Consider the following 23116-nt stretch of genomic DNA (forward strand, 5'->3'; position numbering starts at 1 on the left):
CTTTTCAACGTACGTGGGTTCGGTCCTCCAGTGCGTTTTACCGCACCTTCAACCTGGACATGGGTAGATCACATGGTTTCGGGTCTACGACCACTTACTCATTCGCCCTATTCAGACTCGCTTTCGCTGCGGCTCCGTCTTTTCAACTTAACCTCGCAAGTAATCGTAACTCGCCGGTTCATTCTACAAAAGGCACGCTATCACCCATTAACGGGCTCTAACTTGTTGTAGGCACACGGTTTCAGGATCTATTTCACTCCCCTTCCGGGGTGCTTTTCACCTTTCCCTCACGGTACTGGTTCACTATCGGTCACTAGGGAGTATTTAGCCTTGGGAGATGGTCCTCCCGGATTCCGACGGAATTCCTCGTGTTCCGCCGTACTCAGGATCCTCCTAGGTGCCAGTCAAATTTTGTCTACGGGGCTTTTACCCTTTCTAGCAGACCTTTCCAGGTCCTTCGACTATCTCACTGGACTACCATATCGGAGTCCTACAACCCCAAGAGGCAAGCCTCTTGGTTTGGGCTTTTCCCGTTTCGCTCGCCGCTACTCAGGGAATCGATTTTTCTTTCTCTTCCTGCAGGTACTTAGATGTTTCAGTTCTCTGCGTCTACCTCTAATCAGCTATGTATTCACTGAAAAGTAACATCCTATAAAAGATGCTGGGTTCCCCCATTCGGAAATCTCCGGATCAAAGCTTACTTACAGCTCCCCGAAGCATATCGGTGTTAGTCCCGTCCTTCATCGGCTCCTAGTGCCAAGGCATCCACCGTGCGCCCTTATTCACTTAACCTTATCCTAACTTGCGTTAGGGGGTTGATTGTTCCATCTAGCGATAGATTTCCCAATCAGAAAAAAATAAGCAATTGAACTTATTTAAAAAACTCATTCAACGCGGTGTTCTCGGTTTGTTTAAATTATTGTTTCTGTATCCAGTTTTCAATGAACGATTGATGACCAACGTCATCAATGGAGCCTAGCGGGATCGAACCGCTGACCTCCTGCGTGCAAAGCAGGCGCTCTCCCAGCTGAGCTAAGGCCCCAAATATTTATTTGAGAGTAGACCTCTCAAAACTGAACGAATAAAGCAACCTGTGTAGTTTCCGTAATATTCCTTAGAAAGGAGGTGATCCAGCCGCACCTTCCGATACGGCTACCTTGTTACGACTTCACCCCAATCATCTATCCCACCTTAGGCGGCTGGCTCCAAAAGGTTACCTCACCGACTTCGGGTGTTACAAACTCTCGTGGTGTGACGGGCGGTGTGTACAAGGCCCGGGAACGTATTCACCGCGGCGTGCTGATCCGCGATTACTAGCGATTCCGGCTTCATGTAGGCGAGTTGCAGCCTACAATCCGAACTGAGAGAAGCTTTAAGAGATTAGCTTAGCCTCGCGACTTCGCGACTCGTTGTACTTCCCATTGTAGCACGTGTGTAGCCCAGGTCATAAGGGGCATGATGATTTGACGTCATCCCCACCTTCCTCCGGTTTGTCACCGGCAGTCTCGCTAGAGTGCCCAACTAAATGATGGCAACTAACAATAAGGGTTGCGCTCGTTGCGGGACTTAACCCAACATCTCACGACACGAGCTGACGACAACCATGCACCACCTGTCACTTTGCCCCCGAAGGGGAAGCTCTATCTCTAGAGTGGTCAAAGGATGTCAAGACCTGGTAAGGTTCTTCGCGTTGCTTCGAATTAAACCACATGCTCCACCGCTTGTGCGGGCCCCCGTCAATTCCTTTGAGTTTCAACCTTGCGGTCGTACTCCCCAGGCGGAGTGCTTAATGCGTTAGCTGCAGCACTGAAGGGCGGAAACCCTCCAACACTTAGCACTCATCGTTTACGGCGTGGACTACCAGGGTATCTAATCCTGTTTGCTCCCCACGCTTTCGAGCCTCAGCGTCAGTTACAGACCAGAGAGCCGCCTTCGCCACTGGTGTTCCTCCATATATCTACGCATTTCACCGCTACACATGGAATTCCACTCTCCTCTTCTGCACTCAAGTTTCCCAGTTTCCAATGACCCTCCCCGGTTGAGCCGGGGGCTTTCACATCAGACTTAAGAAACCGCCTGCGCTCGCTTTACGCCCAATAAATCCGGACAACGCTTGCCACCTACGTATTACCGCGGCTGCTGGCACGTAGTTAGCCGTGGCTTTCTGGTTAGATACCGTCAAGGGATGAACATTCTACTCTCATCCTTGTTCTTCTCTAACAACAGAGTTTTACGATCCGAAAACCTTCTTCACTCACGCGGCGTTGCTCGGTCAGACTTTCGTCCATTGCCGAAGATTCCCTACTGCTGCCTCCCGTAGGAGTTTGGGCCGTGTCTCAGTCCCAATGTGGCCGATCACCCTCTCAGGTCGGCTATGCATCGTTGCCTTGGTGAGCCGTTACCTCACCAACTAGCTAATGCACCGCGGGTCCATCCATCAGTGACGCAAAAGCGCCTTTCAAATAGAAACCATGCGGTTTCTATTGTTATACGGTATTAGCACCTGTTTCCAAGTGTTATCCCCTTCTGATGGGCAGGTTACCCACGTGTTACTCACCCGTTCGCCACTCCTTTTCTTTCGGTGGAGCAAGCTCCGGTGAAAGAAAAAGCGTTCGACTTGCATGTATTAGGCACGCCGCCAGCGTTCGTCCTGAGCCAGGATCAAACTCTCATAAAAAGTGTTTGAAACAGTCTTACGACTGATCAGCTCAATTGTAAAAATTGACTTGCTAGCATATTGCTTGCTATGTTGTTTATTTCTATTAAAAGAAACGCCCTACACATTTGGTTTGTTTTATTCGTTCAGTTTTCAAAGGTCTACATTGTTTGTCGCTTTGTTTCAGCAACTTTTATATCTTAACAGGTTACTGAGTGAATGTCAACAATTTTTTTGAAGTTTTTTTCGAAGGAATTGTTGTCATCGTTTTATGCGACTTTGATAGAATAACTGAAAGTCAGCCATCTGTCAACAATAATTTTAGGTGTTCCGAATTATTTTAATTGCCTCAAGAACATAGAATAATATAGCAGTATTATACAGTTTGGTCAACAAAAAAAAGTAATTTTATTTACTTTTTTTAGAACACGACAGATAAAAAAAAATACTTTTATTTTGTTCGTTTTTAAGGTCTGTTAAACCTTCTTTTTTCTTTTTGATAAATTAATTTTCGTCATTTTAATTTTGATTTTTCCTTAACTAGTAATGCTGTCTTTCGCCTTCCAATGATTTATTTGGTAAAATGATGATGTATTTATTACTTAATATGAACGGAGGAACAGTTTAATGAAAGTATTAGTTGCAGATGATGATAAAGAGATTGTAGAACTTCTTAGTATTTATCTACATAATGAAGGTTATGAAGTTGTAAAGGCTTATGATGGTAAAGAAGCTTTGAGTAAGCTTAGAACTACAAATGACATTGATTTATTAATATTAGACATTATGATGCCTGTTATGGACGGTATGCAGGTTGTGAAGGAATTAAGGAAAGAGTCACAGATTCCAATCATTATGCTGACAGCAAAAACAACAGATATGGACAAAATCAAAGGACTAGTTGCTGGTGCTGATGACTATGTAACAAAACCGTTTAATCCTTTGGAAGTTATGGCTAGGGTTAAATCTTTGTTACGTCGAACAAAAATGCATGTTGCAGAAGATCAACCAGATATTCTTGAAATTCAATCATTGATTATTAATAAGGATTCACATGAAGTTAAGACAGTAGATGGAAAAGAAATTCAATTGACCGCATTAGAGTTCGGGATTTTATATCTACTAGCGAGCCATCCAAATCGTGTTTTCAGTGCAGATGAAATTTTTGAACGAGTTTGGAAGCAAGAAAGCATCGTTTCTGCAAAAACAGTTATGGTTCATGTCAGTCATTTACGGGATAAAATCGAAGAAGCGACTGATGGTGAAAAGGTAATTCAAACCGTTTGGGGTGTGGGATATAAAATAGATGCAAAATAACTCAGAAAAGAAAAAGCGAATTACCCTCACATCAAAAGAAGTTAGTGAGTTAATTGCTGAAGGAATAGTAACCGTTATTTTGTTACTATTATTAAATGTAGCAATCATGGTTCTTTTTACCCAGATGCTCAATAATTCGCCAGATCTAACAGATGCAATTTATCGTTCAAAGGATATTTTTGCCAATAATCTTGGTAGTGACATTTTTTGGAGTGGAAGAAACTTTGTTATTCCTCTATTTCTTGTCATTGATGTACTTGTTGTTTTTTGGCGTTTAATCAGACGATATCGACAAATGCAACTACGACACATTATCAACGAGCTCCATTATATAGCTAACGGAAATTACGATTATCGAATTCCTTTTGAATTACGAGGCGATCTTAGTAAAGTTGTTGATAGTATTAACGGTTTAGTTGATAGTACCGTTGCTGCTATCGAAGATGAACGTGAAATTGAAAAATCAAAAGATGAACTAATTACAAATGTCAGTCATGACATTCGTACACCGCTAACCTCCATCATTGGCTACCTTGGATTAATCGAAGACGGTCAATATCAAAGTAACGATGAAATACTTAAATATACAAGTATTGCCTATAAAAAGGCGAAACAAATGAAGTCATTAGTAGAAGACTTATTTGAATATTCAAAGGTTCGACAACCCTCTGTTCCTGTTAATAATATCTCTTTTGATATGGTACAATTACTAGAACAGTTGGCTGCTGATTTTGAATTAGAAGCGAAAAAGAAAAATATTCAAATCCAAGTTGATACCAAAGAAACTCAATTAATAATGGACGGCGATACTGAAAAACTGGTCCGTGTCTTTAATAACCTAATTACTAACGCTTTAAAATATGGCGCTGAAGCAGACAGAATAGTAATAGAGATAGAAAAAGCTAAAAATGAAGCAGTCGTTACCGTAAAAAATAATGGAACTCCTATTCCTAGAGAAGCTTTGGATCAGTTATTTGATCGTTTTTATCGTGTTGACGGTTCTCGTTCACAAGAGATTAGTGGTACCGGCTTAGGCTTAGCTATTGCTCAAAACATTGTTAATCTTCATGGCGGATATATTTATGCTCAATCAAATGAGAACTGGACATCCTTTATTATTCATTTACCACTTTACAAAAACCAAGTTAAAGCTATCCAAGATAATCATTGACTTTGATTTTTTGATTGCTTATACTGATTTCAATAAGACATGCAGGAAACCAAGTACGTAAGTTTGTTTTTTCAGAGAGTTGATGGCTGGTGTAAATCAACAAAACAGCTTAAAGAAATCCAGTTTCATGATCTGTGTTTTTTGAAAGAAAAACCGAGTGACGTCGATATCCGTCAATCAAGTGCAGCTTATGCTGAATTTGGGTGGTACCGCGAAATTCAACACCGTTTCGTCCCTATTTCATGGGATGAAACGGTGTTTTTTTATTTAAAGGAGGAAAAGTAATGCTAGATGTCAAAATGATTCGTAATAATTTTGCTGAAGTAAATGAAAAATTAGCTACTCGTGGTGTAAAAAAAGAAGTTTTAGAACGTTTTTTGGATTTAGACGAACAACGTAGAAAGTTACTAGTAAAAACAGAAGAATTAAAAAAATATCGTAATGATGTTTCAGGTGAAATCGCGAAATTAAAACGCGAAAAAAATGACGCAACCGATAAAATTACAGAAATGAAAGAAGTTGGTGTGACCATTAAAGACTTCGATGCGCAAGTAGCTGACATCGATGCACAATTGACTGAAATTGCAACAACATTACCAAATTTGCCTCATGATTCTGTACCTATTGGAGATGATGAGGAAGACAATGTAGAAGTTCGGCGCTGGAGTAAGCCTCGTCAATTTGCTTTTGAACCAAAGCCTCATTGGGAAGTTGCTGAAAATTTAGATATCTTAGATTTTGAGCGCGGAGCAAAAGTATCAGGTAGTCGTTTCGTTTACTATAAAGGTTTAGGTGCGCGTTTAGAACGTGCTGTTTACAACTTTATGCTGGATGAACACATTTATGAACAGGGTTATACTGAAATGATTACACCTTATTTGGTAAATAGTAAGTCAATGTTTGGTACAGGACAGTTCCCGAAATTTAAAGAGGATGTCTTTCAAGTGGAAGATCGTGACTTAACGTTAATACCTACTGCAGAAGTTCCGTTAACAAATTATTATGCGGATGAAATTTTAGATGGTAAAGATTTACCAATTTATTTCACAGCCTTATCTCCTTCTTTCCGTTCTGAAGCTGGTAGCGCCGGTCGCGATACTCGTGGATTGATTCGTCTACATCAATTCCACAAAGTAGAGATGGTAAAGTTCAGTGATAAGGACTCTTCTTATGACGAATTAGAAAAAATGACTCAGAATGCTGAGATCCTTTTACAAAAACTAAATCTACCTTATCGTGTTATCACTCTTTGTACAGGAGACATGGGGTTCTCAGCAGCTAAAACTTATGATTTAGAAGTATGGGTGCCTGCTCAAAACACCTATCGTGAAATTAGCTCTTGTTCAAATTGCGAAGATTTCCAAGCACGTCGAGCAATGATTCGCTATCGCAATGAAGAGGGGAAAGTCCAATATACTCATACATTGAACGGATCTGGCTTGGCTGTAGGACGAACTGTAACTGCTATCTTGGAGAACTATCAAAACGAAGATGGCTCAGTTACGATTCCTGAAGTCTTAGTTCCATATATGGGGAATGTAAAAGTTATTAAAAACGATAAATAATTGCTAAAAAGTGGCATCTTCAAATGTAGGAAGATGCCACTTTTTAGCAATTATTTTATTATTGTTCCACTGAATAGTTCGGTGCTTCCTTTGTGATTTGAACATCATGAGGGTGTGATTCTTTCAAACCATTCCCACTCATTTGCACAAATTGTGCATTTTCACGTAAATGTTCTAGATTTCCAGCACCAACATACCCCATTCCAGCTTTAAGTCCGCCTATCATCTGGAAAATGATATCCGCAGCTGTTCCTTTGTAAGCTACGCGTCCTTCAATTCCTTCTGGGACCAACTTATTAGCTTCATTCACGCCGCTTTGGAAATAGCGATCACTTGAGCCTTTTTCCATCGCACCAAGAGATCCCATTCCTCGATAAGTTTTAAAGCGACGGCCTTGATAAATTTCAAACTCACCAGGAGATTCGTCAGTACCAGCTAGCATGGAACCTAGCATAACAGCATGTCCTCCTGCTGCTAATGCTTTTACAATATCTCCGGAATATTTGATTCCCCCATCAGCAATAATTGCTTTTCCATACTGGCGTGCAACAGATGCTGCGTCATAAATCGCCGTTAATTGAGGTACACCAACGCCTGCTACTACTCGCGTTGTACAAATTGATCCAGGACCAATTCCCACTTTTACGACATCCACACCAGCATCGTATAAAGCTTTCGCACCTTCTGCTGTTGCAATATTACCTGCAATTAAAGTAGCTTCTGGGAAAGTCTCGCGAATTTCACGAATTTTACGCAAAACGCCTGCACTATGTCCATGAGCTGTATCTATTACAATACCATCAGCTCCAGCCTTCAGTAGAGCTTCCGCACGTTCAAAAGTATCACTGGTAACTCCAACTGCTGCAGAAACTAATAAACGACCATGTTCATCTTTAGCAGCATTAGGAAACTCAATAACTTTTTCAATATCTTTTATTGTAATTAGCCCGCTTAGACGTCCTTCTTCATCAACGATCGGTAATTTTTCGATCTTATGCTTTTGTAATATCTTTTCGGCATCCTGTAATTTAGTACCTACAGGAGCCGTTACTAAACCATCCTTGGTCATCACTTCGTAGATGGGAATATCATAATTTGTTACAAAACGCATATCTCTATTCGTGATGATACCAACTAACTTTCGATTTTCTAAAGTTTCTACAATGGGTACACCACTAATACGGTATCGACTCATTAAATCTTCAGCATCTTGTACTTTGTGTTCTGGTGTTAAGAAAAATGGATCAATAATGACCCCACTCTCTGAACGTTTTACTTTACGAACCTCATCTGCTTGGGCAGCAATACTCATATTTTTATGGATAACTCCTAATCCACCTTGTCGAGCCATAGCAATAGCCATTTTACTATCTGTAACTGTATCCATACTTGCACTCATCAACGGAATGTTCAATTTGATATTTTTCGCCAACTGCACACTCATATCCACTTCATTTGGCAATACATGACTCTCAGCCGGTATCAACAAAACATCATCAAAAGTCAGACCTTTTTTTGCAAATTTCGTTTCCCAATTAGACATTGTTCGTTACCACTCCCCAGAATTATTTTTAATAAAGAAACTAACAGAACCATCGAGTGAAGTCAATAACTTGTACCGAAATCCTCATCTAACCTTTATTTTTCTACAGATTAGAACCATTTTTCAAGCAAATCAGTAGTTATCTCGCTATCGGCATCAACTATTTGATAGGTTACCTTATTCTTAAGAGTATCTCGAATTAAATAGAAACCTTCTTTATTTTCAAAGTTATCTAAACGAATAATTAAATACCGTTCACCAACTTGTTGGATATCCTTAAAAATCTCACGTAATAACACCTTTGCTTGATGAATATTATTTTGACGTTCTTGAGCTTTATTAACTGCAGCAGTCAATGTGTACCCTTCGTCGAGAAAATGTTTGATAATCTCAACTTTAATTACCATTGGTAATTTAAATTTTCGATTGCCACTTTTTTCACCTGTAGAGCTAATGAATCCCTTTTGTTCCCAATAACGAATTTGACGTGGCGAAACACCAGTTACTTTACTTAACTCACTGATTCCTACTAACAAGTCATCACTTTCTAGGAGCTGCTTGACCGTATTATTTTTCACGATGCATCCCTCTCTTCCCCTCCGATTATACTTTCAATAACAAACGTGTCAAGTAAGTTGACAAAAAATTCTAATCGCAGTAAAGTAACAAACGAACATTTATTGTTTCTGAAAATTTTCAAAAAGAGAGAAGGCGTTAGATCGTGAGTAATAATCAAACGGTCGATATTTATGGAAAACCTTACAATCGTTCTTTACTAGTCGTGGTGCTATTAATAGGAACTTTTTGTACGGTGTTAAACCAAACTTTATTAACAACAGCTTTTCCAGCACTAATGAAAGCTTTTGATATATCTGCTTCTAGTGTTCAATGGCTAACTACTGGCTTCTTGCTAGTAAACGGGATTATGATCCCAATCAGTGCTTGGCTAATTAATAAATTCAGTTCAAAAAAATTGTACTTATCAGCTATGACTATTTTTTTGATTGGAACCATTACATGTTTCGTTGCACCGAACTTTTCTACATTATTAATTGGAAGATTGATTCAAGCTGCCGGCGTCGGTATCTCCATGCCTCTATTGCAGAATATCATGCTATCTATCTTTCCACCTGAAAAACGCGGATCCGCAATGGGGATGGCCGGAATTGTTATTGGTCTTGCTCCTGCCTTAGGCCCTACCTTATCTGGTTGGATCATTGATCACTATACTTGGCGTGATCTTTTCGGCATGGTAATTCCGATTGTCATTTTAGTTTTAGTTCTAGCTACTTTTTTAATGAAAAGTGTCATTCAATTATCTAACCCAAGTATTGACATACTGTCAGCTCTTTTATCAACGATTGGTTTCGGAAACCTATTATATGGTTTTTCTTCTGTTGGTAATGATGGGTGGGGCAGTGTTAAAGTTATTGGATTTTTAGTTGTCGGTGTGATAGTGATCGGACTCTTTGTATGGCGACAACTACATTTGGAACACCCATTCTTAGAACTTCGTGTATTTAAATCACCTATATTTACAATTGCGGCTATTTTAAGTGGAGTCGTCAATATGGCAATGGTTGGTGCTGAAATGGTACTTCCTTTATATATTCAAAATATCCGTGGAGAATCGGCTTTCCATTCTGGCTTAATGCTACTACCCGGTGCCTTAGTCATGGGCTTAATGATGCCAATTACTGGGTCAATTTTTGATAAGTACGGTGCAAAACGCCTAGCAATAAGCGGGATGTTAATTTTAACGGCAGCTACTTTACCATTTGCCTTTTTAACTTCCGAAACACCAATCGCTATGATCGTCATTTTATATGCAATGCGTATGTTTGGAATTTCAATGGTTATGATGCCTGTTACAACTTCAGGAATGAACGCTTTACCAATGAATTTGATCAGTCATGGTACAGCTGTGAACAACACCTTCCGACAAGTAGCAAGTTCTATAGGAACAGCAATATTGATCAGCGTGCTAACAAATGTCACAAAAGGTAATTTACCTGCAGCCCATTTATTAAAGACTTTACCTTTAACCTACAAGAATCAAGCTATTAGTGCTACATTATCTGGCTATCACGCCGCTTTCTATGTAGCAGTAATATTTGGGGTCATTGGTTTCATTATTACATTTTTCTTGAAAGCCAATACTAAAGCAGAGGGAGGAGTGGCAAAATGATCTTCGCGATAACCATTATCAGTGTGCTAGCTTTTGCTTTAACAAATATTTTTGCTAAAAAGACTTGGCAAACATTTCTTTCAATAATTTTTGCAGGAATTTTCTTAATTAGTTTAGGATTTATTACTGCTAATGACCATTATCACTATGGAATGAAAAAAGTAACCGAAACGACCACCCAGACATTAACTTCTACAGCAGACAATAAGGATATGAAGATGTTACTCTATCAACCACTTGGTAATGGAACAGAAAAAATTTATTTATACAAAACCAATGAATCTCAGAAAAAACCTAAAACAACTGGAACAGACCATGTAAGTAACCGTGTGAAAAAAAATCAAGTAAGGACAAAGCTAGTTACTGCTAAAACATATTGGGTATATAAAAACGAGATTGCAAAATTTTGGTTTGGACTTTCTAGTAAAAATCATCAATTGATTAATGAAAAAAATACGTTCAATGTCCAAAAGGACTGGCTTGTATTAAGTACAGACCAAGCAAAAGAACTGACAAAACTAGTAACTAAAAATAAAACTTCTATGCAAAATGATGCGAAGAAGTTCGTTCAAGAAAAAGTTGAAGCGGCTATGATACAGAATCCGTCTATGGATCAAGCAACTCAGCAAAAAATAATACAGCAAGCTACCAAAGAATATCAACAACAAAGTATAGCAAAATTAATTGCTGAAGTAACAAAAAAAGGATAGAAAAAAGGGCTCTATAATATCTAGTGTTGGTGACACCTTCTGTTGCCAACACTTTTTCTTTTTTTCTAATAAACGCAAACAGACACCTTGAAATCCTTTAGAATAAAGTCGACGAAAACCATTCAAAGGAGTGTTTCAAGATGTCCTATTCAGAGTTTACCAAAGAGTTACTAGATATTCTAGACCTAAATCTTACCTTTCATGAGAATGCCTTTCGCAAAGAGCGAATCAATGACGAGACCTGTTTTGTTTTTGATGGCACATTAACCTATCGACCAGAGGAATGCTTTCATTGCCGCTATGAAAATGATCAAACGATCATTAAATGGGGCTGGAAGAAAGTCTCTATCCTATTAAATGACGTCAGTAACTACAAGACGATTCTGCGGATAAACAAGCAACGCTTTAAGTGTAAACACTGTGGAAAAACTTTTTTAGCCGAAGATTCGATTAGTGATCGTCACTGCTCCATTGCCCGCAGAGTCAAACAAGCCGTTCTCGAACTATTAAGTGAGCCTCTTTCTATGTCCTTGATTGCACGCATGAAACACGTTTCTCCAACAACGGTTATTCGGATCCTTCGCAGCCTTCGGCCTAAAACCATTTCTTTGAACCAGCCACTGCCAGAAGTGTTGTGTTTTGATGAATTCAAATCAGTGAAAAATGTCTCGGGTGCTATGAGCTTTGTCATGATGGATGGCAAAACCCATCAACTGATCGACATTGTGGAAAATCGTCAACTCGATCCTTTACGCGACTATTTCTTGCGTTATCCCAGAAAGGTACGGGAACAAGTACGTCTAGTGGTTTCAGATTTCTATACACCTTATCGTACATTGGTGAAAGATTGTTTTCCGAATGCCCGAATCGTCGCCGATCGCTTTCATATCAGCCAACACATTGGTCGAGCCTTTACCAACCACCGAATTCAAGTAATGAAATCCTTTAAAAAAGGCGATACTCGTTCAAAACACTTAAAGAAATACTGGAAACTGCTTCAAAAGAATGCGTGGGAATTGAAGGGGAGACACCGCTACTGGCGACCTTCTTTTCGGGCACATCTAACGGAAGCAGAAATCGTCGATCGCCTGTTGTCTTACGATGACTCCTTAAAGCAAGGCTACGAAGTCTATCAGCACTTTCTGTCCGCTATCAGAAGACGAGATGTTCCTGATTTCACGAAGCTTTTAAAGGAAAATTACAAAGAGTTACCAGAACACTACCAACCAGTGATTACGACCTTCAAAAAGTACCAAACAGAAATCAAACGCGCGTTGCGGGTTCCCTATTCCAACGGGCCACTGGAATGTTTGAACAACCATATCAAAGTACTAAAACGAATGGCCTATGGCTTTAGAAACTTCCAAAACTACCGAGAACGAATCTTTTTGTATCGCGGAAAGTATTTCAAGAAAACCACCCAAATGAACAAGACCAGAACGACAACACGGCTAGACAGAAGAGCTGCCTAGCCGTGTGAATGACTTGATTATTCTATTGAATTTCTTCACCAACACTCATTGACGAAGAGCCGAAAAAAGAAGCTAGATTCAACAGAATCTAGCTTCTTTTACTATCTACGTGGTGCGGTTGCTAAACTACTAACAATTCCGAAACGTTTTTTCAAGTAATAACGTAGTGCTAAGGCAAGAGCTGATAAAATAACCATTAACATTGGATCTAGAATAGGATTTACCGTTGGAGGTAACAATGCTGCCCCATTAAAGACTAAGAACCATACTAGTGTAACTGAAACTAACATAAGAATGGACTTCCAAGTTTTTGGTTTTTTTGATTTATCTGCTCCTGGTTGTTCAAATTGGTAAAAGAATATATACATCATGTAGAAAACTAATCCTCCGACTGCGGAAGCTACGATTAATGTTGTTAACCCATAAGTCACCATTTGTGTTCCACGTGAAACAAACATCCCCATAATACCTGATAATATTCCTAATAACCCAAATAACAATAGAAAATTATCTAGCCACATCAATGAAGCAGTAGTCGATTTTTTTTGTTCAGCGGGTTTATTGACAATCGCATCAAGTCGTTCAGAAACCGTTCCGAATAATTGTCGGGCTGTCTTCCCAGATTTTTGTTCCTCCACTAAAGTGGGAAGCATCTCGTTTAAGGCTACGATAGTTTGTTCATCCGTCAAATTTGCTGCCTTTAACGCTTTTTTCAAGTCAAAAATGTATTGCTCGTTACGCTTAGTAAGCTTCTCTTCAAGTTGAACGTTTTCTGCTTGCAACGTTTGTAACTTTTCTGGTTCCATTGTTTCTTTCCTCCCTAAACGTTGAAACGGAACAGCATTACATCGCCATCTTGTACGACATAATCTTTTCCTTCTAATCTGACACGTCCAGCTTCTTTTGCTGCGTGCATACTGCCATATTTATTTAAGTCTTCAAAAGAGACCGTTTCAGCTCGAATAAATCCACGTTCGAAATCTGTATGGATGATTCCTGCTGCTTGAGGAGCTTTAGTTCCCTTTCGGAAAGTCCATGCTCGAACTTCTTGTTCCCCTGCTGTAAAGTAAGTTGCTAGACCTAGTAAATCATATGCGGCACGAATCAATTGATCTAATCCTGATTCTTCAATTCCCATCGCCTCTAGAAACTCTACTTTGTCTTCATCTTCTAACTCAGCAATTTCTTCTTCTGCTTCGGCACAAACAACAATTACTTCTGAATGTTCACTCGCTGCAAAATTCCGCACAGTTTGCACATACTCATTATCATCTGGACTAGCTACTGTATCCTCATCAACATTAGCTACGTAAAGAACAGGTTTACTTGTTAATAAGAACAAGCCTTTGACAATTTTTTGTTCTTCTTCAGTAAATTCAATCGTTCTGGCAGATTGTCCTTCTTCTAAAACAGGCTTTAACTTATCTAATACAGCTAATTCTGCCACAGCGTTTTTTTCTTTTGTTTTTGCTACTTTTGCTACACGAGCATACCGTTTATTGATTGAGTCTAAATCAGCTAAGACCAACTCTAGGTTGATTGTTTCTATATCTTCTAACGGATCCACACGTCCCTCAACATGGGTGATGTTTTCATTATCAAAACACCGAACAACATGACAGATAGCATCAACTTGACGGATGTGGCTCAAAAATTGGTTACCTAGACCCTCACCTTTGCTGGCACCTTTTACAATGCCTGCTATATCTGTAAATTCAAAGGTTGTCGGTACAGTTTTTTTAGGATGTACCAATTCAGTTAAGCGTTCTAAACGCCAATCAGGTACTTCTACCATTCCAACATTTGGATCAATTGTTGCGAAAGGATAATTAGCAGCCTCTGCACCTGCTTTAGTAATTGCATTAAATAAGGTAGACTTACCAACATTAGGTAACCCTACAATTCCGGCTGTTAAGGCCATGGTTAACTTCACTCTTTCTCTACTAAGGAATTATTCTTGAGTCAAATCATTTTTCTTCTCAAGGATTTTTTTCATTTTCTTTTCAAAATCACGGCGTGTCATCATGACAATATGTCCACAATTTACACATTTGATTTTGATATCTGCACCCATGCGAATGATCTCCCAGCGATTTGTCTGGCAGGCATGTGGTTTTTTCATCTCAACGATATCACCTAAATCATACATCTGGCAAACCTCCTCGATTCTATTCATTCTTTTGGCTATACACACATTTATGATTCATCAAAATGGATATTCAAAATATCTAAGATACGTGTAAGATCTGATGGGGATAGATACTCAATCGAAATTTTACCTTTACCGTCTTTTTCAACAATTTCTACACCCGTTCCAAACTTGTCCATCAGCCTGTCTTCACTTTCACGCAAATAGTAGGGTTTTTCCTTGGATAAGCGAGGAACCTTTTTCTTATCCTTTGCTTTCCCCTCATTGTACTCATTAACAATCTGTTCTAACTGACGCACTGTCAAATTTTCTTTTACTGCACGGTTTGCTAGTTTCAAAATTTGATCTTTTTTCTTTAAACCTAACAAGGTACGCGCTTGGCCCATTGATAAGCGTTCATCTTGCACCATTTCTTTAACTAACTTAGGTAACGTCAACAAACGTAAGTAATTTGCGATATAGGGGCGACTTTTCCCTAAACGATTTGCTACATCAGCTTGCGTAAGTTTTAAATTCTTCATTAGCATTTCATAGGCTTCTGCCTCTTCTAAGGGATTAAGGTCTTCTCTTTGCAAATTCTCCAACACAGCAATTTGCATCATGGCTTCCTCATCAAACTCCCGAATGATGGCTGGAATTGTTTCCTTACCTGCTAATTTAGAAGCACGGAAGCGACGTTCACCGGCAATTAGTTCATATCCCTTTACAGCGGACTTCCTTACGATAATCGGTTGAAAGACGCCAGATTGTTCAATTGAGTTTGCTAATTCCTGCAAAGTGGTTTCGTCAAAAGATTTCCGTGGTTGATAGGGGTTGGGGCGTAAATCACTTAAAGGAATTTCAATCACTTGATCTTTCTTCATGTCTACTTCTTCAATCTCAGAAAGATCTTGAAATAAGGCATCAATTCCGCGTCCTAATCCTTTATTTTTGCTCACGAACTAACACTTCCTTTGCTAGAGCTTGATAAACTTCTGCACCTTTCGAGCGTGGATCATAATCAATAATAGGCTTACCATGGCTAGGTGCTTCAGATAAACGGACATTTCTTGGAATAATCGTATCATAAACCTTTTCCTGAAAATAGCGACGAACTTCTTCAACCACTTCTGCACCAAGGTTTGTTCGGGCATCATACATGGTTAACAGTACGCCTTCGATTTCTAATCCCGGGTTAAAATGTTTTTGAACCAAACGAACGGTATTTAAAAGCTGACTCAATCCTTCCAATGCATAATATTCACATTGAACAGGAATTAAGATAGCATCGCTAGCAGTAAATGCATTAATGGTTAAATGTCCCAATGATGGGGGGCAGTCCACTAAAATAAAGTCATATTCATCGCTAACTTCTGCTAAAGCACTTTTTAAACGAGATTCCCGAGCCATCATTGATGTTAATTCAATTTCCGCTCCTGCTAATTGTAACGTAGCGGGTACGATTGATAGATTTTCTCTTGAGGTTTTTATAATCGTTTCTTTGATGGGGACCTCATTTACTAAAACGTCATAAATATCTTGTTTCACATCAGGCTTACGCACACCTAAGCCACTCGTAGCGTTTCCTTGTGCGTCGCTGTCGATTAACAAGACTTTCTTTCCATCATACGCTAAGCACGCACCCAAATTAACAGTCGTTGTCGTTTTACCGACCCCGCCTTTTTGGTTTGCAACAGATATGATCCGTGCCATCTAATTTCCTCCTAGTTCCTACTAAAAAATTTATTCCCAAATGGAAAATAAGTTGTACTACTTAAATGAATTATTTTATCGGCTGCTTATTAGGCAAACCTGGTTTACGAGGATATTTTTTTGGTGTCTCTTTCTTTTTTTGCACTGTAATAATATGACGCGTATCACCATTGGGTAATGAAACATCTTCTGCGTTAATCAATTTACCTCCTAAAAGAGCAATTGCATGCTTCGCTTCAGATAATTCTTCTTCGCTTTTTGCTGCTTTTAAGGCAAAGAAATAGCCTTCCTTTTCGACTAACGGTAAGCAAAGCTCCGTCAATACATTCAATCTCGCTACTGCTCTAGCAGTTACAAAATCAAATCCTTCACGAAATTTTGAATTTTTTCCAAAAGATTCTGCTCTATCATGGTAAAGATGCACACCATCCAACTGCAGTTCTTCTACCAATGTTGCTAAAAAAGTGATTCGTTTATTCAGAGAATCAACTATTGTCACTTCTAAATCTGGAAAAACAATTTTTAACGGTAAACTAGGAAAGCCAGCACCTGATCCTACATCGCACAGTTGTCCTTCAGGTTTAAACGTATCTAAAAACGCCAATGTGATAGAATCATAAAAATGCTTTAGATAAACTTCTTTGTGTTCAGTAATCGCCGTAAGGTTCATCTTTTGATTCCATTCAACTAATAAACGGAAATAAGCCGCAAATTGTTCCATTTGTTTATCGTTTAGTTCAATTCCTTGCTTACTTAATTCCAATTGAAATTCTTCTGGTGTCATAAGAAATCCTTTCATTTTCGTGAAACAGCAAAATGTTTCACAGACTATCCTCTACTTTAACGCATTATTGCTTTACATGCAATGGTTTACGTATGTTTCACATAGAGATTAAGAAAGGCTTAATCCCACTTTTTATTCGCATTTTCTAAACAGAAATCGTAAAATTTTTTCAAAACCGGAATTTCTAAATTATTTTTTTTCACCGCTAAGTAAATGTTCCGATCGTCCAGCTCATCTGTAATCTTTATTTTTTTAACAGGAAAAGACCTGATTGATGGAATATTAGGCATTATAGCTATCCCATAATTTTGACCCACAAAGCCTAAAATACTATGATCTTCTTCCAATTCACAAACAATATCTAAATCTAAATTTAGTTTTTTTATTTGTTGATTTAGATACGGGCGTAATCCACTTTGCTTACTATAGTAGACATATGGATATTTGATGGTCTCCACCAAAGAAATAGTGTCATATTTTGCCAAAGGATGCTCTAATGGGACTACCACTACCATCTCTTCCTGTGTTAAAATTTGATAAATTAATTCGGAATCGTTACTTACTTTTGAACAAATCCCAATATCTATGCGATCCTCAAGCAACATTTGAATAATTTGATTGGAGTTTCCCTGCTGAAATTCAAAATTAATTTTTTGATGGCCTTTCTCATGAAAAGATTGTGTTAATTTTGGTGCCAGATTTGCTCCCATTGTAAAAATGAATCCAAATTGAATTTCACCAGAATCAGGATCGACCATCTCCTGCAATTTACGTTGGCCTTTTTCTATCTCAACCAATGCTGGTGCGACATACTCGTAAAAAATCCGTCCGTGGCGGGTCAATTGAATATTTCGTCCCTTTTTTTCAAATAGTCTAACACCTATCTCTTGTTCTAGCATCGTCATTGCATGACTGATATTAGGCTGTGATGTATTCGATTCTTTCGCAGCTTGTGTCATATGTTCTGTTTGGGCCAATATTACAAAAAACTCTAATTGTCGCAAATTCATTACTTCACCCCACTAAAAGGTAACTACTTATTTGATAAATAGATTTTATCAATTTTATTGATATAAATCATTAGTTTTCATAATAAAATTGCGTTACTATGTGGGTGACTTCAAGTGAAACATATCACATGAAAGGAGTCTCTTATGAAAAAAGAGAAGTACCATCTTTTAATTTCTAGCCTGTATTTTAATTATATTTTTCAAGGAATGGCTGCCATTATTTTATCTCAAAATATGACAAATTTGAGAATACATTGGCAGGCTTCAACTGCACAAGTAACATTAGTTATGAGTGCCATTGGACTTGGAAGAATATTGAGCTTGTATTTTTCTGGTTATTTTTCAGATAAATTCGGACGAAAAAAAACCGTGTTAATTGCTATCGTTTCATATATGATTTTCTTTTGTGGCATGCTTTTAAGTCCTAGTTATCAGCTAGCATTTTTCTTAGCAATGTTTGGTGGTGTTAGTAATGCTTTTCTAGATACTAGTACTTATCCAACACTCGTCGAGGCTTATCCAGATGAACGAGTAAATAGTTCATTAAGTGTCTTAAATAAGGCTTTTATCTCTCTTGGTCAATTTCTTTTGCCCTTTATTACGCGTTATTTGCTACAACATAAGCTGTTTTTTGGATGGCCATTTATCCTGTGCGCAGTGTGTTTATTTGTAAACATGTTCTATCTACTTTTTGCACGTTTTCCCAATTCTACAACAATCATAAAGAAAGACACTGAAATTACAACAACTGTTGAACCTAAAAATCGAGGAAAATTTAAAATAGATGGCATCGCTTTATTGGTTTTTTCTTTTGTTTCTGTCTCATTATTTAATATTTTCATCTTATGGATTCCTCAATATGCTGAAAGTATGCAGATCGTTTCCCATGAAAATAGCCTAATTTTCGTTAGTCTTTACAGTACTGGCTCCTTTATTTCCGTATTTTTTACTTCTGGTATAGTAAAAAAAGGGATCAATATTCCTAAATTTATCTGTTTCTGTCTTTTAATTTCTGGAATATCTTTACTCTTGATGCTTCTATCTCCAAACTTCATAACGGTAGTTATATCAGCTATTTGTATCGGAATCTTTGCGGCTGGCGGAATTTGGCAGTTAGGACTAGCCCTAATGCTAGAGTTATTTCCAAAAAAGAAAGGCAAGTACACCAGTTATTATTCACTTGCCACTTCTGTCTCTATCATGGTTACTCCTTATATTACAGGCGTGATCAGTGAACAAGGAATTACCTATGTTTTTTGGTTTGTCGTTCTTTTAAATATCATTGGCCTAATGGCTTCATTTGTGATTGTTCATCGCTACAATAAATTGATAAAACGATTAGTCTTGAGCTAATCGTTTTATTTATTTGCTTTATTGATTTTATCAATATAAAGCATTAGTTTTCCAACCCATTAAAATCTACAATAGAAATTGTAGATTGTGATTAATTTCATAATAACTAAAAAATAGAGAACGCTTCGATTGAGAAAAATTGAGCAATAAAAATATAGAAAAGAGGAACTCTGCTATGACAGAAAGACTTACTGGACACACATTATTAATTAGTCTAATCGCTACCCCAATTCGCCACAGCATGTCACCAACAATGCATAATGAAGCCTTTGCGAAATTGGGACTGGATTACGCTTATTTAGCCTTTGAAGTAGGAAATAATGAATTAAAAGATACGGTACAAGGAATTCGCGCCTTAGGCATCCGAGGATCAAACGTTTCAATGCCTAATAAACAAGCCATTATCCCTTATTTAGATGAAGTATCACCTGAAGCTGCTCTAATTGGAGCCGTTAATACTGTTACTAATATTGATGGTAAAGGACATCTTGTAGGGTACAATACAGATGGGATAGGAGCAATGGAAGCTCTGAAAGATGAGGGCGTCGAAGTAAAGGACCAAATCATTACCTTAACGGGGGCTGGAGGCGCTGGTACAGCTATTGCAATCCAAGCTGCTTTTGATGGTGCCAAAGAGTTACGAATCTTTAATGCTAACGATGCTGTTTTCCCAAATGCTGAAGAAACTGCTCGAAAAATTAACGAAAACACTGATTGTCTAGCATCTGTGACGGATTTAGCGGATCAAGATAGTTTCAAGGCATCTATCGCAGAAAGTGCTATTTACATCGATGCAACAGGTATTGGAATGAAACCCTTGGAAGATATGAGTTTGATTAATGATCCCGCTATGATCCGTCCAGACTTAGTTGTTTTTGATGTGGTCTACTCTCCTCGTGAAACGAAGTTGTTGAAATTCGCTAAAGAACATGGCGCAAAAAAAGCGATCAATGGACTTGGTATGATGCTTTATCAAGGAGCCGCTGCCTTTAAACTGTTCACCGGAGAAGACATGCCCGTCGATTATATTAAAGAACTTTTATTTAAAGATTAGGAGGAATCAAATGAAAACAGTAACGATTGATCAAGTTACGATAGGCGAAGGTTTGCCAAAAATTATCGTACCAATAGTTGGAAAAACAAAAGAGGATTTATTAGATGAGGCAGAAAAGGTTCGTACATTAGATTGTGATCTAGTGGAGTGGCGAATTGATTTCTTTGAACATGTTCAAGATCCACAATCTGTCGCTACCCTTTCACATAATTTGAAGGCTATCTTAAACAAACCCTTGTTAATTACCTTTCGTACGAAAAAAGAAGGCGGGGTCTGTGAACTTTCGGATGAAGAATACTTTAACCTTTATAAAACCATCATAGCCGAGGGTGAATTAGACTTATTGGATGTGGAGTTATTCATGCCAGAAAAAGAAGTTGCTGAAACCATTGAATTGGCTCATCAAAACGGAATTAAAATTATTATGTGCAATCACGATTTTGATAAAACACCTGAAAAAAATGAATTAGTTACTCGTTTACGTGCTATGCAAGATAAAGGCGCAGACATCTGTAAAATTGCTGTAATGCCAAATAATTCTGCTGATGTGTTAACTTTATTAGCAGCTACTCGTGAAATGTATGAAGAGTTCGCTAAAGTTCCGTTAATTACTATGTCAATGGGAGCACTTGGAATGGTCAGCCGCGTTTCTGGACAAGTTTTCGGTTCTGCAGCAACGTTTGGCTCTGCTGGAACGGCATCTGCTCCTGGACAGGTTCCTGTTGTCGAATTACGTAAAATGCTGGCAACACTAAAATTGAATTAAACGAATCTGAATACATCCATAAACAAATGTGTATAATACCAGTTTGTTTATGGATGTCTCTTTTTATAGAATTACTTATTTTGTAGATTGAAAAAGAGGACAAACCGTTTGGGATTGTCCTCAGACTGTAGACAAAAGACGTCTCAAACTCGTAATTCGAGTTTGGGACGTCTTTTTATACATTTCCTTTCGAAATTCAGAGCAAAAAAAATAAAGGCTCTTTGCCTTTCCATAGCCACGTGGCCAGTTTCTTCAAATTCATTGCAGCAAACACTAGCATCGTATGCGTCGCGACTTTTTCCAAGCCTCGATACTTGGTCCAACGCATCCCATGCTTCTCTTTTGCATCTGCAAATATTCGCTCGATCGTTTCTTTTCTCTTTTTGTAAATCTCTTTATTCAAATCTGTCAGGCGAAGCTGCTCAATTTCATCCATCAAATTCGCCCAAACGTGTCGTGTGATCACTTTTTGATGATTTTTACTTTTCGTGCAGCTTCTTAGCAACGGGCAACTTATGCATTTTTTCGGATTTGATTTGTATTCTCGATAGCCCTCTCGGTTGACTGTAGAAAATTTTAACATTTGATCGTTAGGACAAAGATAGCAATCGTGACACTCATCATAGACAAATTCCTTTTTTGGTAACAACCCTTTCTTTCCTCTCGGGCGTGAGTAGGGTAAAATTGGCCGAAGTTTCCAGTGTGTCAAAAAGTGAACAAACTTCGGGGTCTTATAGCCAGCATCCGCAACCACTCGTTTGATTTCTGGAAAAAGTCTCTTCGATTGTTTGACGAGTTGGAACGCGACTTGACTGTCATGGATATTTCCGGGAGTCACGATCGTGCTAAGAACAAATCCGTTGTCATCGCAGGATGTATGGGCAGAATAAGCAAACTGTTTTTCTCGTTCGCCTTTGACATAGTAGCCACTTTCTGGATCGGCCTTACTTATTTTTCTTTCTTTCAGCTCCACTTCCTTTTCTAAGTCCAAAGTAAAAGGGCGTTTTCCTGCTACGATTCGTTGACGATTGATTTCATCTTCTAATTCATCTTTATAGGCTTTCGCTTCGTCATGAGTCATTTCCTTCGTGAACTTATGTTTATTGGCATTGGCTTTGATGTGCGTCGAATCAAAGTATAAGTTATCTTCTGTCACAAAGCCTGCTTTGACTGCTTGTCCCAAAATATAAGCAAAAATGTCTTCAAACAACGTGGTTTCTCGAAACCTCCGGACATAATTTTTACCAAAAGTGGAAAAATGCGGGATGTCTTCTTCGAAGGAAAATCCTAAAAACCAACGATAAGCGACATTGGTATCGACTTCCTTAATTGTTTGTCGCATGGAGCGAATCCCAAAGAGGTATTGGATAAACACTAATTTGATAAGAATAACGGGGTCAATGCTTGGTCGTCCTAAAGTTGAATAAGTCTCTTCAACAATTGGATAAATGAACTCAAAATCAATCGCCGCATCAATCTTTCGAACAAGGTGATCATGAGGAACCAGATCGTCAATCGTGAGCATCGCGAATTGGTTTCTACCATTCGTATTGTTTTTGGACATCATAAACTATCCCTCCTGTATTCGGTTTCATAAATCCATTATAAAAGAAAAAACTGTAGACAGCATCCATAAAATGGACTTTGTCTACAGTCTGAGAGGACAAACCGTTTGGGATTGTCCTC

19 protein-coding genes, 1 tRNA gene, 2 rRNA genes and 1 other annotated feature (1 of these 23 only partly in view) are annotated in these 23116 nt (G+C 38.4%); of the genes, 9 read left to right on the top strand and 13 right to left on the bottom strand.

The window, feature by feature from the left end:
• From J9537_RS14640 to J9537_RS14650, 3 genes are all read right to left on the bottom strand, one after another.
• A 23S ribosomal RNA gene (locus J9537_RS14640) occupies positions 1–792 on the bottom strand (it extends 2121 nt beyond the left edge of the window).
• A 177-nt stretch (positions 793–969) separates the two neighbouring features.
• Positions 970–1042 (bottom strand) — tRNA-Ala (locus tag J9537_RS14645).
• Between the two features lie 76 nt (positions 1043–1118).
• Positions 1119–2677 (bottom strand): 16S ribosomal RNA (locus tag J9537_RS14650).
• The 16S and 23S rRNA genes sit together here with 1 tRNA gene alongside, the layout of an rRNA operon.
• A gap of 606 nt (positions 2678–3283) precedes the next feature.
• On the opposite strand from J9537_RS14650, the gene croR reads away from it, so the two are divergent.
• The 3 genes from croR to serS all read left to right on the top strand — a co-directional run bounded on the left by croR (position 3284) and on the right by serS (position 6709).
• The gene (gene croR / locus J9537_RS14655) at positions 3284–3973 is read left to right on the top strand and encodes a response regulator transcription factor CroR (protein ID WP_010747441.1); all 690 of its coding nucleotides are present in this window, start codon (positions 3284–3286) and stop codon (positions 3971–3973) included.
• Positions 3963–5144 (top strand): sensor histidine kinase, encoded by a 1182-nt coding sequence (locus tag J9537_RS14660; RefSeq protein ID WP_218256243.1) that lies wholly within the window; start codon positions 3963–3965, stop codon positions 5142–5144. The genes croR and J9537_RS14660 overlap by 11 nt, the downstream gene beginning before the upstream one ends.
• 30 nt (positions 5145–5174) lie before the next feature.
• Positions 5175–5384, top strand: a binding site (T-box leader).
• 44 nt (positions 5385–5428) lie between these two features.
• Entirely contained in the window at positions 5429–6709 is a 1281-nt protein-coding gene (gene serS, locus J9537_RS14665; RefSeq protein ID WP_218256244.1) for a serine--tRNA ligase, read from the top strand.
• Between the two features lie 58 nt (positions 6710–6767).
• On the opposite strand, the gene guaB is transcribed toward serS, so the two are convergent.
• Positions 6768–8252, bottom strand: a complete 1485-nt coding sequence (gene guaB / locus J9537_RS14670) for an IMP dehydrogenase (protein WP_218256245.1) — start codon at positions 8250–8252, stop codon at positions 6768–6770.
• 110 nt (positions 8253–8362) lie between these two features.
• Positions 8363–8830, bottom strand: a complete 468-nt coding sequence (locus J9537_RS14675; RefSeq protein ID WP_218256246.1) for a MerR family transcriptional regulator — start codon at positions 8828–8830, stop codon at positions 8363–8365.
• Between the two features lie 143 nt (positions 8831–8973).
• Between J9537_RS14675 and J9537_RS14680 the strand changes: the two genes are divergently transcribed.
• The 3 genes from J9537_RS14680 to J9537_RS14690 all read left to right on the top strand — a co-directional run bounded on the left by J9537_RS14680 (position 8974) and on the right by J9537_RS14690 (position 12622).
• Positions 8974–10440, top strand: coding sequence for an MDR family MFS transporter (locus J9537_RS14680; protein ID WP_218256247.1), 1467 nt, complete (start codon positions 8974–8976; stop codon positions 10438–10440).
• The gene (locus tag J9537_RS14685) at positions 10437–11150 is read left to right on the top strand and encodes a DUF4811 domain-containing protein (protein ID WP_218256248.1); all 714 of its coding nucleotides are present in this window, start codon (positions 10437–10439) and stop codon (positions 11148–11150) included. The genes J9537_RS14680 and J9537_RS14685 overlap by 4 nt, the downstream gene beginning before the upstream one ends.
• 140 nt (positions 11151–11290) lie before the next feature.
• Positions 11291–12622 (top strand): ISL3 family transposase, encoded by a 1332-nt coding sequence (locus tag J9537_RS14690; RefSeq protein ID WP_016250130.1) that lies wholly within the window; start codon positions 11291–11293, stop codon positions 12620–12622.
• A gap of 101 nt (positions 12623–12723) precedes the next feature.
• Here the strand turns inward: J9537_RS14690 and J9537_RS14695 are convergent, their stop codons facing one another.
• From J9537_RS14695 to J9537_RS14725, 7 genes are all read right to left on the bottom strand, one after another.
• On the bottom strand, positions 12724–13428 hold the full coding sequence (locus J9537_RS14695) for a DUF1129 domain-containing protein (RefSeq protein WP_010747434.1): 705 nt from the start codon (positions 13426–13428) through the stop codon (positions 12724–12726).
• Between the two features lie 14 nt (positions 13429–13442).
• Complete coding sequence (gene ychF, locus J9537_RS14700) at positions 13443–14543, bottom strand: redox-regulated ATPase YchF (RefSeq protein WP_010747433.1); 1101 nt, start codon at positions 14541–14543, stop codon at positions 13443–13445.
• 30 nt (positions 14544–14573) lie between these two features.
• Positions 14574–14771, bottom strand: coding sequence for a DUF951 domain-containing protein (locus tag J9537_RS14705; RefSeq protein ID WP_010747432.1), 198 nt, complete (start codon positions 14769–14771; stop codon positions 14574–14576).
• A 47-nt stretch (positions 14772–14818) separates the two neighbouring features.
• Entirely contained in the window at positions 14819–15709 is an 891-nt protein-coding gene (locus tag J9537_RS14710) for a ParB/RepB/Spo0J family partition protein (RefSeq protein WP_010747431.1), read from the bottom strand.
• The gene (locus J9537_RS14715; protein WP_010747430.1) at positions 15696–16463 is read right to left on the bottom strand and encodes a ParA family protein; all 768 of its coding nucleotides are present in this window, start codon (positions 16461–16463) and stop codon (positions 15696–15698) included. Before J9537_RS14715 ends, J9537_RS14710 begins: the two co-directional genes overlap by 14 nt.
• A gap of 70 nt (positions 16464–16533) precedes the next feature.
• The gene (rsmG, locus tag J9537_RS14720; RefSeq protein ID WP_218256249.1) at positions 16534–17247 is read right to left on the bottom strand and encodes a 16S rRNA (guanine(527)-N(7))-methyltransferase RsmG; all 714 of its coding nucleotides are present in this window, start codon (positions 17245–17247) and stop codon (positions 16534–16536) included.
• A 119-nt stretch (positions 17248–17366) separates the two neighbouring features.
• Positions 17367–18257, bottom strand: a complete 891-nt coding sequence (locus J9537_RS14725; protein WP_218256250.1) for a LysR substrate-binding domain-containing protein — start codon at positions 18255–18257, stop codon at positions 17367–17369.
• A 144-nt stretch (positions 18258–18401) separates the two neighbouring features.
• Here J9537_RS14725 and J9537_RS14730 point away from each other — a divergent pair, with 144 nt between their 5' ends.
• The 3 genes from J9537_RS14730 (at position 18402) to aroD (ending at position 21430) form a co-directional block, all read left to right on the top strand.
• Positions 18402–19610, top strand: coding sequence for an MFS transporter (locus J9537_RS14730; protein WP_218256251.1), 1209 nt, complete (start codon positions 18402–18404; stop codon positions 19608–19610).
• 175 nt (positions 19611–19785) lie between these two features.
• Positions 19786–20664 carry a shikimate dehydrogenase gene (locus tag J9537_RS14735; RefSeq protein ID WP_218256252.1) on the top strand — a complete coding sequence of 293 codons (879 nt, stop codon included), beginning with the start codon at positions 19786–19788 and terminating at the stop codon, positions 20662–20664.
• A 10-nt stretch (positions 20665–20674) separates the two neighbouring features.
• A complete protein-coding gene (gene aroD / locus J9537_RS14740) occupies positions 20675–21430 on the top strand; it encodes a type I 3-dehydroquinate dehydratase (RefSeq protein WP_218256253.1) in 756 nt (251 codons plus the stop codon).
• A 196-nt stretch (positions 21431–21626) separates the two neighbouring features.
• Here aroD and J9537_RS14745 read toward each other — a convergent pair whose 3' ends face one another.
• Positions 21627–22997, bottom strand: coding sequence for an IS1182 family transposase (locus J9537_RS14745; protein ID WP_218255993.1), 1371 nt, complete (start codon positions 22995–22997; stop codon positions 21627–21629).
• Positions 22998–23116: the final 119 nt, after the last annotated feature.

It is taken from the genome of Enterococcus raffinosus (assembly GCF_019175485.1).
Lineage (GTDB): Bacteria > Bacillota > Bacilli > Lactobacillales > Enterococcaceae > Enterococcus_A > Enterococcus_A raffinosus.